Annotated in this window: 9 protein-coding genes; all 9 read left to right on the forward strand. The window is 42.8% G+C overall.

Annotated elements, in window-relative coordinates; translation table 11 throughout:
* The first annotated feature begins 1 nt into the window (after position 1).
* Positions 2–3,346, forward strand: coding sequence for a GH36-type glycosyl hydrolase domain-containing protein (locus GS3922_RS06730; RefSeq protein ID WP_089134993.1), 3,345 nt, complete (start codon positions 2–4; stop codon positions 3,344–3,346).
* Positions 3,347–3,488: 142 nt separating this feature from the next.
* Positions 3,489–4,472, forward strand: a complete 984-nt coding sequence (locus tag GS3922_RS06735; RefSeq protein WP_063165723.1) for a LacI family DNA-binding transcriptional regulator — start codon at positions 3,489–3,491, stop codon at positions 4,470–4,472.
* A 42-nt stretch (positions 4,473–4,514) separates the two neighbouring features.
* Positions 4,515–5,888, forward strand: coding sequence for a sigma-54 interaction domain-containing protein (locus GS3922_RS06740; RefSeq protein WP_413229268.1), 1,374 nt, complete (start codon positions 4,515–4,517; stop codon positions 5,886–5,888).
* 238 nt (positions 5,889–6,126) lie between these two features.
* Entirely contained in the window at positions 6,127–6,813 is a 687-nt protein-coding gene (locus GS3922_RS06745) for a CoA transferase subunit A (protein ID WP_063165725.1), read from the forward strand.
* Positions 6,814–6,842: 29 nt separating this feature from the next.
* Entirely contained in the window at positions 6,843–7,502 is a 660-nt protein-coding gene (locus GS3922_RS06750; protein ID WP_023633765.1) for a CoA transferase subunit B, read from the forward strand.
* 22 nt (positions 7,503–7,524) lie between these two features.
* Entirely contained in the window at positions 7,525–8,844 is a 1,320-nt protein-coding gene (locus GS3922_RS06755) for a GntP family permease (protein ID WP_063165726.1), read from the forward strand.
* A gap of 58 nt (positions 8,845–8,902) precedes the next feature.
* A complete protein-coding gene (locus GS3922_RS06760; RefSeq protein ID WP_413229269.1) occupies positions 8,903–9,706 on the forward strand; it encodes a 3-hydroxybutyrate dehydrogenase in 804 nt (267 codons plus the stop codon).
* A 33-nt stretch (positions 9,707–9,739) separates the two neighbouring features.
* Positions 9,740–10,915, forward strand: a complete 1,176-nt coding sequence (locus tag GS3922_RS06765) for a thiolase family protein (RefSeq protein WP_063165728.1) — start codon at positions 9,740–9,742, stop codon at positions 10,913–10,915.
* A gap of 378 nt (positions 10,916–11,293) precedes the next feature.
* Entirely contained in the window at positions 11,294–14,533 is a 3,240-nt protein-coding gene (locus GS3922_RS06770) for a winged helix-turn-helix domain-containing protein (RefSeq protein ID WP_063165729.1), read from the forward strand.
* The last annotated feature ends 128 nt before the right edge of the window (positions 14,534–14,661 follow it).

Genomic DNA, 14,661 nt, shown 5'->3' on the forward strand with positions numbered 1-14,661 from the left:
GATGGCGATGATAGCAGATTCAACATTTAACATCGAAGCGGGAGATTACCGATTTACTTTTTTGAATAGTGGCGACCTTTGTGTAGCAACGCATAAAACAACGATGATTAATCAGGTGATGGCTAACCCGATCGATGGATCATTGAACAATCTGTATTTGCGGATACACAACGATTCTGGTATAAGAGTGTTTCCGCTGTTGGGAATTCGCTCTGAAAGCAAAGTAGGTTTTTCAAATTCCCAAGTTTTTTGGGAAGGAAAGATTCATCACATTCGTTATCGTGTGATCTTTACCCTTACAGAACAGGGAGTTTGGTTTTGGGATGTGACTGTTGATGGTCATGATGCAGAAATCGATATCATTTATGGCCAAGATTTAGGCCTTGCTGATAAAGGTGCTGTTCGAACAAATGAGGCGTTTATATCGCAATATATTGATCACAAAGTATTTAAAGACGAGCATAAAGGATTTGTTGTCTGCTCCCGTCAAAACTTGCCTCAACATGGATCTTTTCCTTATATACAGCAGGGGGCTTTAACAAAAGCCGTTGGCTATTCAACAGACGGTTTCCAATTTTTTGGGTTGTCATATAAGGAAACCAATGAACCTGAAGCATTGACAAAGGAAACTCTTGCTAATGAAGTGTACCAGTATGAGTTCGCTTATATTGCCTTGCAATCTGAGAAGGTAAAATTAAAAGGGGAAGCACGATTTGTTTTTTATGGTCTTTTTAAAGAAAATCATCCTTCAGCCGTTACTTCCTTAGAGTATGGAAAGGAGATATTCGATGCCTGGGAATGTGTAAATGCTAAAGGGGAAACAGCTGTTCAAGTTGTGGATAAGATAAAAATTTCCTCTGTTTTCGGAGCACCTTTGAGATCGGAGTCAATGACAAAAGAAGAAGTGGATCATTTCTTTCCCAAGCGTTATCAGGAAGAATGGGATGGAAACCAACTGCTTTCCTTCTTCACGGAAACATATGAGCATGTTGTTTTAAAGAAAAAAGAATTGCTTGTTGAGCGGCCACACGGTCATATTATTCTATCTGGAAAAAATACAAAACGGTCATCCAACATCATGACGTCGACATCTTATATGTACGGGGTGTTTAATTCGCAAATTGCTGTTGGTAATACATCGTTCAACAAAATGTTAACGAATACCCGTAATGCGTTGAACGTCATGAAGACACCCGGTCAACGCATTTACGTAGAAATAGATGGTGTATACCGTTTATTAACCATGCCATCGATGTTTGAAATGGGATTTAACTATGCACGGTGGTTTTATAAAACGACAGACGATTTGTTGATTATTACGAATTATACAACGGTTGATGCACCAGAAGTGCATTTGCATGTCCGCTCTGCCAGCGGCAAAGCCTATCGTTACCTTGTTACGAACCAAGTATCGATGAATAACCATGAATACGAAGTACCGTTCCTGATGAAAACAAAGGGGCAAACGATTTCGTTTTATGCGGATCAAGCATCGGATAGTGCTAAAACATATCCTAACTTATGTTATCAGTTGCAGGTATCTGGTGCGGATGTTAAGGTCGCGGATGAACGAAAGTTTGCATCAAACGTTTTGCCGCAGTCTGCTTCTCTTGTTGTTCTGGACGTAAGTGCAACGAGTGAGTGGACAATAACAATCCAAGGCCTTCTTGACGGTAAGGAAATGCCTTTTGTTGGACGGAAGGCGGAAACAGAAATTGAATGTTATCGTGCCTTTTATCAAACAGTCATGAACGGGTTTTTCTTATCCCAGAATGGGGAAGTAACGGATGAACTGAGAAGAGTGAATGCTCTTGCTTGGTGGTATACACACAATATGTTTGTTCATTATTTAGTTCCACGCGGACTCGAACAATATACTGGGGCTGCTTGGGGAACGAGGGACGTATGTCAAGGGCCAACCGAGTATTTGATGGCAGCCCAACATTACGGAGCAGTTCGCGATATTTTAAAAACCGCATATTCTCATCAGTATGAAAACGGCAACTGGCCACAGTGGTTTATGTTTGACGAGTACTCTCGGGTTCAGCAGGAAGAAAGTCATGGCGATATTATTGTTTGGCCATTGAAAGTGTTGGGGGACTATTTGATTGCAACGAAAGATTACGGCATTCTGCAAGAAAGGGTTCCTTATACGAAACGAGACAGTTTCGAGTTTACAGAAGAAACGGCTACTATATGGGAACACGTCAAAAAAGCGATTGCCTGCATTAAACAACATTTTTTACATGGGACGCATCTATCATCGTACGGGGATGGCGACTGGGATGACACACTTCAGCCGGCTAACGCTCAACTGAAACAATATATGGTAAGTAGTTGGACGGTTGCATTAACTTACCAAGCTTTTCGTCAGTTATCGCGCGCTTTAGTAGATGTGGATGGAGAAGAGGCGACACAACTTAAAGCATTGGCTTCGGCAATCGAGGCAGATTTTCATCGCTATATACTGTCATCAGAAGTAATTCCGGGGTTCATCTATATGGAGAAACCGGGGAAAGTAGAGATGATGCTTCATCCCGACGATGCAAAAACAGGAATTCACTATCGTTTGATTCCGATGACCCGAGGAATCATCAGTGAATTGTTGGCACCAGAACAGGCAGAAGCTCATTATCAACTTATCAAGGAGAAATTGTATTTTCCAGACGGTGTTCGTTTGATGGATCGGCCTGCTAGGTATGATGGAGGCGTAAGCACTCATTTTAAGCGTGCCGAACAGGCAGCTAATTTTGGTCGGGAAGTTGGCCTTCAATACGTCCACGCTCATATTCGTTTTGTCGAGGCGATGACGAAACTAGGAAAGGCTGAAGAAGCATGGAACGGCTTATCAATTATTAATCCAGTAGGAATTCAAGACGTTGTGCCGAATGCAGAACGACGGCAAAGTAATGCATATTTCAGTAGTTCAGACGGAAAATTTAACACGCGCTATGAAGCGCAAGAGCAGTTTGACCAATTGCGTGAAGGAAAGATACCGGTAAAAGGCGGCTGGCGTATTTATTCAAGCGGTCCAGGGATATATATGAATCAGTTGATTTCCCATTGTTTAGGAATTCGTCTGTTGGCAGGTGATCTCGTCATTGATCCGGTACTACCGCAAAAGCTTGATGGGCTCGAGTTTCATTTTAAGTGGATGGGGCGTCCAGTTACATTTGTTTATCATCTTCGCGGTCAATATATAAATCGTGTTGTCGTTAATGGCCGGGATATTGAAGCACAAACCATGACAAACCGTTATCGTAACAGCGGTGTTCGAATTAGCCAACAAGATCTCAACGGCTTACTAAGAGAGGATTCGAATATCATTGAGATTTTTATGCAGTAACGTTTGAGCGGTCTTGATAGGGCCGCCATATTTTTTGGGGAATCAGGGAGAGAATAGAAGCGATCTGGATTTGTATAAAAAATTAAGTAAACAATGTATAATATATGGAAAGAGTACGTGGGTTAGATAGGAGAGAGTTTTGATGGTTAGTATTAAAGACATTGCGAAAAAAGCGGGAGTTTCTATATCAACAGTTTCTTATGCTTTGAACGGCAGTCCGAAGGTAACAGAAGAAACGACCGCGAGGATTTTAGCGATTGCGAAAGAATTGAATTATGTGCCGAACGCAGCGGCGCGAACATTAAAAAAACGGGAAACAAAAATTATTGGCGCTTTTTTAACTAATTATAGCGGGGCATTTTATGGTCAGCTGCTGCAAGGGATGCTTGAAACTTTGGAGAATAACGGGTATGAACTTATTGTCTGCAGTGGTAAACAGTCACATCGTTTTTTGCCGGAACGAATGATTGATGGCGCTATCATTTTAGATCAAACGTTTTCCAGTGAAGAATTGCTTAACTACGCCGACCGTGGACATAAACTAGTCGTTCTGGATCGAGAACTGGATCATCCAAACATTAGCCAAGTATTGCTTGATAATAAAGCTGGCGCTACCTTGGCAATGGATTATTTAATCGAGAGGGGCCATCGTAAAATCTATGTTGTTACAGGACCGAAGGGTTCATATGATTCTGATCAGCGTTTGAAAGCCGTCAGGCAAGTGATCGAACGCCATCCGCATATCGATTATACAGAGATTGAAGGGGACTTTCATAAGCCGTCTGGAGAACGTGCAGCACAGCAAATTATCGAGAAGTATGACCAACCAGTTGCAGTCTTTTGTTTAAACGATGAAATGGCGATTGGTATGTACAACTTTTTGGATAAGACAGATTATAAAGTCGGTGAGCATATTCACATTATCGGTTTCGATAACATTGAAGTGTCTCGTTATACTCGTCCTCGTCTAGCAACCATTGAATATTCAAAGCGCAAATGGGGCTCTATTGCTTCCGAACATCTATTGAAACTAATTGCTGGTGAGCCGGTAGAGCCTGAGAGAATTTATGTTACCCTAATTCCAGGAGAATCGGTGCAAATAGTAGATGGAACTGTTGGAAGTTAAAAAATGGATGGGCAAACAAAGGGGTAAAAGTGGGGGAGGGAGATGATGGAGAACAAATCTACAGTCTTTCAGAACGAAATGCTGAAAACTATTATTGACAGTGCTCATGAGGGAATTGTCGTTGTGGATGAAAAAGGAAAAATCATTTATATAAATAAAAGTTATTGCGAGTTTTTGGAAAAAGAGCAGGAAGAAGTTATCGGCAAGCACGTAACGGAGGTGATTGAAAATACGAGAATGCATATTGTTGTTCAAACCGGAAAAGAAGAGATGGCTGATTTACAATATATAAAAGGAAACTATATGATTGCCAACCGTATTCCCATTGTGATCAATGGGAGAATCGTCGGAGCGGTCGGAACAGTTATTTTTCGCGATGTTCATGAATGGAAACGGATGAATAGCCATATTAAAAGTTTGTTATTGCAATTACAAACGTATTTAGAGGAAAGGAACGAGGACAATGGAGCGAAATATACATTAAGAGATATTGTTTCCCAATCAAAACAAATGGAAATGTTAAAGGAGCGAGTAAAACGTATTGCTGATAGTGACGTTTCGGTGTTGATTCGCGGGGAAAGCGGCACGGGTAAAGAGTTGTTCGCCCATAGCATTCATCAGTTAAGCAGCCGAAGTCATAAGCCGTTTATCAAGGTCAACTGCGGTGCTATTCCCGATCACTTATTGGAATCAGAACTGTTTGGCTACGAAGAAGGAGCCTTTACTGGAGCGAAAAAAGGCGGAAAAAAAGGAAAGTTTCAATTAGCTGATGGCGGAACGGTTTTTCTTGATGAAATTGGCGATATGCCGTTGCATATGCAAGTGAAATTGTTGCGCGTTTTGCAGGAGAAGGAGATTGAACCGGTGGGGGCAACAAAAACAGTTCCCGTCGATGTCCGAATTATCGCTGCTACCAATCGGCCCTTGGAAAAGTTGATCGAAGAAAAACGGTTCCGTGAAGATTTATACTACCGTATTAATGTCGTGTCGATTTTCATTCCTCCTTTGCGTGAGAGGCCAGAGGATCTCAGCGCATTGGTGCATCATTTCGTGAATAAGATCAGCAAGCGCTTGGGAAAACGAATCACAGCCATTGATGAGAACGTATGGCATATTTTTTCTCAACATTCATGGCCGGGGAACATCCGTGAACTTGAAAATGTCATGGAAGTGGCTGTTCACTTTGCTGAAGGAGAAACGATTACCGTTGAAGCATTACCGGAGTATTTAAGAGCCAATTCCGTATATCAATTGCAAGGAAAAACACTAAAGCAGCTGCTTGAAGAAACGGAGAAGGCAATTATCAAAAAAAGTTTGTCGCTTCATCAGAACGATAAAGTAAAGGCAGCTGAGGCTTTAGGCATTAGCAAGTCAACGATGTATGAGAAGATAAAAAAATACGGTCTGGATGGTTAGTTTTCCGGAATCTTGGAATTTGTTCCGAGATTCCGGATTTTTTGTGTGAACAACATACAAGTGAAGTAGTGTTTGGGTAAGGAATAAAGTTTTTATTGAACAAATGTCCGAGTTTTTGGAATAAAGAAAGAGATGTTGAACTCGTTATTCTGTCTGCTCTTAATATATTTTGTTGGCATCATTCTTGCTTGTATAAGTGAACGAAGAAATCAATAACACATAGGGAGGTAAAACACCAATGAAGCAAGTACATTCGTCTTTTATCGAGGCGGTGAAAGACATTCCAGATGGGGCAACGATTATGGTTGGCGGCTTCGGTCTTGTCGGCATTCCGGAAAACTTAATTCTCGCGTTAGCGGAAACCGGTGTCAAGGATTTAACGGTTATCTCCAATAATTGCGGTGTGGATGACTGGGGACTGGGATTGCTCCTCAAAAATAAGCAAATTAAGAAAATGATCGCTTCTTATGTTGGAGAAAATAAAAAGTTTGAACGCCAAGTTCTCAATCAGGAAATAGAAGTGGAATTAATTCCCCAAGGAACGTTGGCGGAACGTATTCGCGCTGGTGGGGCCGGAATTCCAGCCTTTTATACTCCTGCCGGAGTTGGCACTCCGATTGCCGAAGGGAAAGAAGTCCGAGTATTTAACGGCAAAGAGTATATTCTTGAAACAGCGTTAGTTGCTGACTTTAGTTTAGTGCGTGCGTGGAAAGGAGATAAAATGGGGAACTTGATTTACAATAAAACAGCGCGCAACTTTAACCCGATGATGGCGGCAGCAGGGAAAGTTACGATTGCAGAAGTGGAGGAACTTGTGGAAATTGGAGAATTGGATCCGGATCACATTCATACGCCGAGCATTTATGTACAACGATTAGTAGTTGGAAAACAAGAAAAACGGATTGAACGTCTAGTTGTTCGCTAGTATGTCAAAGAAGGGAGCAAGTGAAAACAATGAATAAACAATCCATTCGTGAAAGAATTGCCAAGCGTGCTGAACAGGAGATTGAAAACGGTTTCTACGTCAATTTAGGGATTGGAATACCAACTCTTGTCGCCAATTTTATTCAATCGCATAAAAAGGTGGTGCTGCAATCTGAAAACGGATTGTTAGGGATTGGACCTTACCCTCTCAAGGATGAGGTAGACCCCGATTTAATCAATGCCGGGAAAGAAACGATAACGGCTATTCCCGGAGCTTGCTATTTTAGCAGTGCCGAATCATTTGCCATGATCCGTGGCGGTCATATCGATGTAGCTATTTTAGGAGGAATGGAAGTTTCGGAAGAGGGTGATCTTGCTAATTGGATGATCCCTGGAAAAATGATTAAAGGCATGGGAGGAGCGATGGATCTAGTGCATGGAGCGAAAAAGATTATTGTTGTTATGGAGCATGTTAGCAAGGATGGAAAACCGAAGATTGTGAAAAAGTGTAGTCTTCCGTTGACAGGAAGGAAAGTGGTCAACCGCATTATTACCGAAAAAGCGGTTATAGACGTGACCGAGAATGGCTTGAAGTTAGTAGAAATTTTGGATGGAAGTAGCGTCGAAGAGATTCAATCTCTGACAGAACCAACATTGATTATCGATGAAACGCTTTTTATTCAGGCATAATTTTGTCTAGGGGTGATCGGGGATGTGGAGCATGATCGGTCTAATTGGGGGATTGGCATTACTCATTTATTTAACCATGAGAGGAATGAATTTATTTATTGCTGCGCCACTATGCGCATTCGTAGTGGCTGTTTTCAGCGGATTGCCGCTCTTTCCGCAGTTGGTTGGCGGAGGGGAAGCCAATTTAGTCGGAAATTATATGACGGGATTCTCAAGCTTTATTCAATCTTGGTATCTAATGTTTTTATTAGGTGCTATTTTTGGTAAATTAATGGAAGACAGTGGGGCGGCTCATAGCGTTTCGAAATGGATTGTGGATAAGTTGGGAATGAAGCATGCAGCGTTGGCCATTGTGATTGCTTGTGCCGTTTTAACATATGGAGGAGTCAGCTTATTCGTCGTGGCATTTTCTGTTTATCCGATGGCTGTGAGTTTGTTTAAGCAAGCTAATTTGCCGCGCCGCTTTATTCCAGCAGCCCTTGCGTTTGGTTCTGTGACATTTACGATGACGTCAGCGGGGTCTCCCGAAATTCAAAACTGGATTCCGATTGAATATTTAAAGACGTCTCCATATGCTGGATGGGAAGTCAGTCTCATCGTTGCAATTTTTATGGCTTTGTTCGGCTACTGGTGGTTGAAGAAAATGATCGATAAAGCAGTGGCGAGAGGGGAGAGATTTGTTTCTAGATTAGGCGACCCGGTCGAAGAAGGCCAAGAACTGCCTCATCCCGTTCTCGGTCTCATTCCGCTTTTGGTTGTATTAGTGATTTCGTTTGTGTTTCATGATTCCTTAAAACAATCGGCACTCATTGTGGCTTTGCTTGGTGGTGTCATCGCTACGTATGTATGCAATTATAAGTATTTCAAAAATTTTGAAAATGCTGTATCTGAGGGAACGATCGGAGCATTAATCGCCTTAGGGAACACAGCGGCGGTGGTTGGGTTTGGCGGCGTGGCGAAGGCTGTTCCTGCCTTTCACACAGCGGTAGAAACGATTACGAGCATTCCGGGCAGCCCATTAATTGGGGGAGCTATTGCGGTTAGTGTCATTGCAGGAATGACGGGTTCAGCATCTGGAGGACAGGCTATTGCGTTGCCGCTCATCGCGCCGCACTATCTGGATATGGGAGTCAATCCGGAAGCGCTGCATCGTGTGGTTGCCATTTCTTCTGGAGCACTCGATTCGTTGCCGCATAACGGATATGTAGTTACAACGATTCGAGCGATTTGTGGGGAAACCCATCAGGATGCCTATAATGCGGTAGGGGCTTTAACCGTGATTGTTCCTGCGCTAGGGACGGTGTTGGCAATCATTTTATTTTCCCTTGGTTTAGGAATCTGAAGAAGTGCACAAAAGGGAAATGTCGTTTTATTGAAAGGATAGAGGGCATCACGCTTAGATGAAACATCGGTGGGGGGATCAGATAGTGGTAAAAGGAAAAGTAATGTTGATTACGGGAGCAGCGAGCGGAATTGGGTATGAAATGGCGAAAACCTTTGCTGAAAACGGCAGTAAAGTTGTGCTCACAGACATCCATAAAACAGCCATGGAGAAAGCGGCTGAATCGCTGCAAAATAGCGACTATGAGGCGATTGGCCTGAAGTGCGATGTCACGTCTGAGGAAGAGGTTAAAGCGGCCTTGGATGAAACGTTGAACCGATTCGGGCGGATTGATATTCTGATTAACAATGCAGGATTGCAGTATGTAGCCAATATTGAAGATTTTCCAACGCAGAAATTTAAACAGCTTGTTGATGTTATGCTCGTAGCCCCATTCATTGCTATTAAACATGTTTTTCCAACGATGAAACAACAAAACTATGGCCGTATTATTAACATCGCCTCCATTAACGGCTTAGTCGGTTTTGCTGGAAAAGCAGCATACAATAGCGCGAAGCACGGGGTCATTGGTTTAACAAAGGTGGCGGCCCTTGAAGGAGCACCGTATGGAATTACGGTTAATGCTCTATGTCCCGGATATGTCGATACACCGCTTGTCCGTAACCAATTGAGTGATTTAGCGGCTGCCAGAAATGTTCCGTTAGAAAAAGTATTGGAGGAGGTCATTTATCCGCTTGTGCCACAACGGCGTCTGTTGTCGGTTGAGGAAATTGCAAACTATGCGCTGTTTTTAGCGAGTGAACAAGCAAGAGGTATCACCGGGCAGGCGGTTGTCATCGATGGCGGGTATACGGCACAGTGAAGATGTTATGTGATGAGGGAGGAGCGATACAGAATGAGAGAAGTGGTCATTACAGCAGCCGTGCGCACACCGATTGGAACATTTGGCGGCGTCTTTAAAGACCTGTTGCCAACAGATTTAATTGTTCCTGTTTTAGAGGAAGCAGTAAAGCGCAGCCAAATTGAGAAAAGCGAAGTAAACGAAGTGATTTTGGGGCATTGCATTCAGAGGACGGATATACCTAATACAGCAAGAACGGCTGCCTTGCTAGCCGGATTTCCTCATACAACAACCGGTTTTACGATTCAGCGCCAGTGCGCTTCTGGAATGCAAGCGATTATTTCGGCGGCTATGCAAATTGAAGTCGGGCTGAGCGATGTGGTCATTGCCGGCGGCGTGGAAGCCATGAGTTCTAGTCCGTATATAGTAAAGCAGTATCGTTGGGGGGCGCGTTTACAGCACCAGCAAGTCTATGATAGCGTTTGGGAAGTTCTTGAGGACCCCATTCACCATGTGATGATGGGGGAAACGGCCGAGAATCTTGCCGAACAGTACGGGATCACAAGGGAAGAGCAGGATGAGCTGGCGTTGTTAAGCCATCGACGAGCTATTTTGGCGATGGAATCGGGATACTTTGATTCTCAAATTGTTCCGATCACGGTAAAAACACGGAAGGAAGAGATAGTTGTAACGAAAGATGAGCATCCACGAGCCGATGTGACGAAAGAAAAATTGGCTTCTTTAAAACCTGTATTTCGAAAAAATGGAACGGTAACAGCAGGGAATGCGTCGGGAATTAATGACGGTGCTGCTGCGCTTGTGCTCATGTCCGCCGAGTATGCGCAGCAACGAGGAATCCAGCCGCTTGCGAAAGTAGTTGGTTATGCTGTTGCCGGAGTGGATCCTCTAGTGATGGGACGCGGTCCGGTTCCAGCGGTACAAAAAGGATTAGAAAGGGTAAATTGGACGTTAGCGGAAGCCGATTTAATTGAAATCAATGAAGCATTTGCTGCTCAGTATTTAGCTGTAGAAAGGGAACTGCGTTTAGATAGAGATAAAGTGAACGTAAACGGAAGCGGCATCAGCTTGGGACATCCGATTGGATGCACAGGAGCGCGTATTGTCGTCAGTCTTATTCATGAGTTGCAGCGCCGTCAGCTTGAAAAAGGAATTGCCTCTTTATGCGTGGGCGGTGGAATGGGAACGGCGGTGTTTATTGAGGCTTTGTAAAGACTGGGCATAATATTTGTAAGGTGTTCCTAGAGTCAAAAATCGAACAACGAAGGGAGTCCAAAAGCGTCTGCTTTTAGGCTCCCTTGATCTATTTTTTGTTTCTTTCTCCTTTGTGGAGCAATTCACAACAATGGCATGAAAATCGAGTAGGATTTTTTCGGGCAACTGTCGAATAATCCACTATTGAGAATCTAGAGGGGCGGTGATTTAGTACAAAATAGTGCTATTCCATCTGTTTCTCAGTTAGAAAAACCTGGCGAAATCAGCCTTCTTTTTTGGCGAGATGCCGCTGATTTGCTCGTGGCAGCCATTTTTCACCGGCCTTCTAGAGATGTGCTCAGTTCAACAGGAATTGTTCATCAGAGGGGGGATTGAATGAACTATCTATCTTCAGTTATAGAGACAAAGTTTATTCCGCCTTATCTCAAGGAAACGGTGATTGTACGCCCATCCTTGATGAAAAAATTAATTCGTATGAAAAACTATCCCCTCACCATTATTCACTCGGGACCGGGTTATGGCAAAAGTACATCGTTGGCTTTGTTGCTTAGCAATTCATATACACCGTTTTGCTGGTATACGGTTTCAGAACAGGACGATAACTTTTTTCCTTTTCTTATCCATATGGTCTATTGTGTTCGTACGCTATTTCCTGATTTTGGGATGGAACTGCTGACGGTCCTTGAACAAGAGGCTTCTTCTAACTATGATCAAGAAAAAGTTGAATTTATTTGTTCAAAGTTTATTAATGAGATGAAAGCCCTTCGCGAGGAATTTATCCTTGTACTCGATGATTTTCACTTGCTTGACCGTTCGGAATGGATCAGTCGATGGATGAAACTGTTTATCGTGCACAAGCCAGCGAATGTTCATCTTGTGATCTCAAGCAGAGGCCGCCCTCCTTGGGATATTTTAGAGACGATGAAAGTCAAAGGGGAAATGTTAGAGATCACGGAGAAGGACTTAGTATTTTCGAGAGAGGAAATAGATGTCTTGTTTTCTGATTCCTACGGAATTCCTTTGGACTGGGAGACTGTCGAACAAATCTATACTATGACAGAGGGATGGATCATCGCTATCCAGATGATTTGGCACCAAATGAAAATGAAGCCGGATTATTCATTTTCTAACACTCAATCGGCCTCTATGGATGATTTATTTCGTTTTCTGGCTTTAGAAGTGTTTTTTAAGCAGCCAGACGTGGTGCGTGATTTTTTAGAGCGGACCAGTGTGTTTGAAGAATTCTCGGAATCTGTTTGTCATCTATGGTTTTCAGAGGAAGATACACGTTATATTTTAGACTACTTAATGAGGCAAAATTTATTTATCAATCCGATTAGTGAGGGACGATACCGTTATCACGCATTGTTCCGGGAATTTCTGCAATCACAAATCAGTAAAAAGGCAGACGTTTTTTATCATACTCATCAACAAGCTGCTGATTATTATATTCGTTCGCAAAACTACGAAAAAGCGATCCTTCATTTGTTAGAGATCAAGGAGTACGAGCGGATAGCTGTCATCCTTCAGCCCAACGGCAGATCGATGTTGGAAGAAGGGAAAATCGAGACACTTCTCAAAGTTCTTCTTCAAATTCCCGAACATGTAAAAAATCAGTACTATATGCTTTGGTTTTATCAAGGGGAAATTTATCGATATCGATCACAATACGAAGAGGCCCTCGATTGCTATCGACGGATGGAAAGCAACGCGGAGATAAAAAATGATGGAATCGGCATAGGTTTAGGAGTGGAAGGGCAAGCAAGGGTATATCTTGACACGGTGCAACCGAGCAAAGCAGATCCATTGTTGAGAAAAGCCATTGTATTACTGGATCACCCACACTCTGATCAGTTTGGTGGGAATGAGAGAAAACGATCACTGTATGTTCTTATGGCTGAAAATTTGCTGAATATGGGGAATACTGTGGATGCGGAAAAGTGGTATTTACAAACGAAATCGTTCGAAGATGGTACAAAACATTTAAAAATGATTGAATTAGAAGCGCGGCTTTATTTAAGAACAGGGCGGCTTAAACAAGCAAAAGAAATTTTGAAAAACTATAGGGAAAAGCAAAACGAGCAGCTATATTTATCGAGAGCGCACCGGACGAGTGAAATTTTACTGGCGCTCATTTGTGTATATATGGGAGAAGTCGAAGAAGCAAAAAAACTGGCTGAGTCGGGAATCCTCCAGGGAATCAAATGGAAAGCACCTTTTGTTGAGGCTTGCGGATGGATGAGAAAAGGACATGCGTTGCAGTTCAATCATGTATATGAGCAAACAATGGCTATTCATTGTTATGAAACAGCCATTTGTATGATGGATGATATGAACATTTCACGCGGAAAAGCTGAGCCTTGGATGGGATTATGCTTGCTGTATGGAAGAAGCGGCTGCTATGATCTAGCATTGGAATGTGGGATGAGAGCGCTTTCGGAAACAGAAAAGGTGAAGGATATTTGGCTGTCATCATTTATTCTCCTTGCCCTAGGAATTGCGTTGTATTATAGCGGTGATATTCAAAAAGCACGACAAATGTTTCACCAATGTTTATCGATCTTTCAGCAATGCGGTTGTCAATACGGTTTAATGGTTTCATATTTTTGGATCTCGCTGCTGGAATTTGAGCAAAAAAATGAACAGGCATTTCATGCATCCTTTCAACAATGTTTGCATCTGATCGATAAACAAGATTATTCATTTTTTGTTGAGAAAAAAACATTGTTTGGTCCGAATGACTTACAAAGCATCATACCGATGTTAATGAAAGCGAAAAAACAAGGGATCGAAACACATACCGCCAGTCGATTGCTTGAACGAGTGGGAATGAAAGACGTTTCTTTTCATCCTGGCTACACGTTGAAAGTTCGCACTTTGGGAGAGTTTAAACTGTTTTTGGGACAGAAAGAAGTGAGTGAACGGGAATGGAAGCGGGAAAAGGCCAAAGAACTGTTTCAATTGTTCATTACCCGGCGCGGCCAGCTGTTGCCGCGAAGCAAAATATTATCTTTGCTTTGGAAGGACAGTCATGAAGCGGCAGCGGAACGGGATTTTAAAGTGGCGCTGAACGCGTTGAACAAAGTCATCGAACCCCATCGTAAAGCGCGTTCGGAATCATTTTTTATCGAAAGGCGGGGGGTGTTGTATGGATTAAGCAGTAAAGCGGTCATTGAAATTGATGCTGTCCAATTTCAAACGTTGATTGAAAAAGGATTGGAAGAGAGGGACCGAGACGCGGCTGCCGAAATGTTAAAACAAGGACTCGGTCTATACCAAGGCGATTATTTGCCGGATCGTCTTTATGCGGACTGGTGTGCCGAAGAGAGAGAAAGACTGCTCCTTTTATTTTTGAAGGGAGCGGAGCGGTTGGCGCAAATTAACGTGTCGCAGGAGAATTTTGATGAAGCGATTTATTGGTGTGATCAAATACTGGCTAGAGACCGTTGTTGGGAAGAAGCCTATCGGTTGTTGATGTATTGCTATTATCGGAAAAATAACCGTACTTATGCGGTCAAGCTATATAAAAAATGCTGCGAGCAATTGAAAAACGAGCTTGGTGTCGAACCGTTGGAAACGACAAAGCAAATGTTTGAAATGATTACAATGAATTGACGGCACGTTTGTCTGCGATAATATCGATTTTCACGATGTGTTCATCATCTGGGGTTATGGTATACCGCCTCCTTCCTATCTTTCATTGGCATCGCAAGCCTTGTAACGCGTTCAGGGGAGCCTCTTTC

Origin of the sequence: Geobacillus subterraneus, assembly GCF_001618685.1 — a bacterium.
GTDB classification, from domain to species: Bacteria; Bacillota; Bacilli; order Bacillales; family Anoxybacillaceae; genus Geobacillus; species Geobacillus subterraneus.

What these genes read in the sequence shown, in the direction of transcription:
- GS3922_RS06730 (WP_089134993.1), top strand. Translation starts at nt 2, where the DNA reads ATGGCGATGATAGCAGATTCAACATTTAACATCGAAGCGGGAGATTAC.
- GS3922_RS06735 (WP_063165723.1), top strand. Translation starts at nt 3,489, where the DNA reads ATGGTTAGTATTAAAGACATTGCGAAAAAAGCGGGAGTTTCTATATCA.
- GS3922_RS06740 (WP_413229268.1), top strand. Translation starts at nt 4,515, where the DNA reads ATGATGGAGAACAAATCTACAGTCTTTCAGAACGAAATGCTGAAAACT.
- GS3922_RS06745 (WP_063165725.1), top strand. Translation starts at nt 6,127, where the DNA reads ATGAAGCAAGTACATTCGTCTTTTATCGAGGCGGTGAAAGACATTCCA.
- GS3922_RS06750 (WP_023633765.1), top strand. Translation starts at nt 6,843, where the DNA reads ATGAATAAACAATCCATTCGTGAAAGAATTGCCAAGCGTGCTGAACAG.
- GS3922_RS06755 (WP_063165726.1), top strand. Translation starts at nt 7,525, where the DNA reads ATGTGGAGCATGATCGGTCTAATTGGGGGATTGGCATTACTCATTTAT.
- GS3922_RS06760 (WP_413229269.1), top strand. Translation starts at nt 8,903, where the DNA reads ATGAAACATCGGTGGGGGGATCAGATAGTGGTAAAAGGAAAAGTAATG.
- GS3922_RS06765 (WP_063165728.1), top strand. Translation starts at nt 9,740, where the DNA reads ATGAGAGAAGTGGTCATTACAGCAGCCGTGCGCACACCGATTGGAACA.
- GS3922_RS06770 (WP_063165729.1), top strand. Translation starts at nt 11,294, where the DNA reads ATGAACTATCTATCTTCAGTTATAGAGACAAAGTTTATTCCGCCTTAT.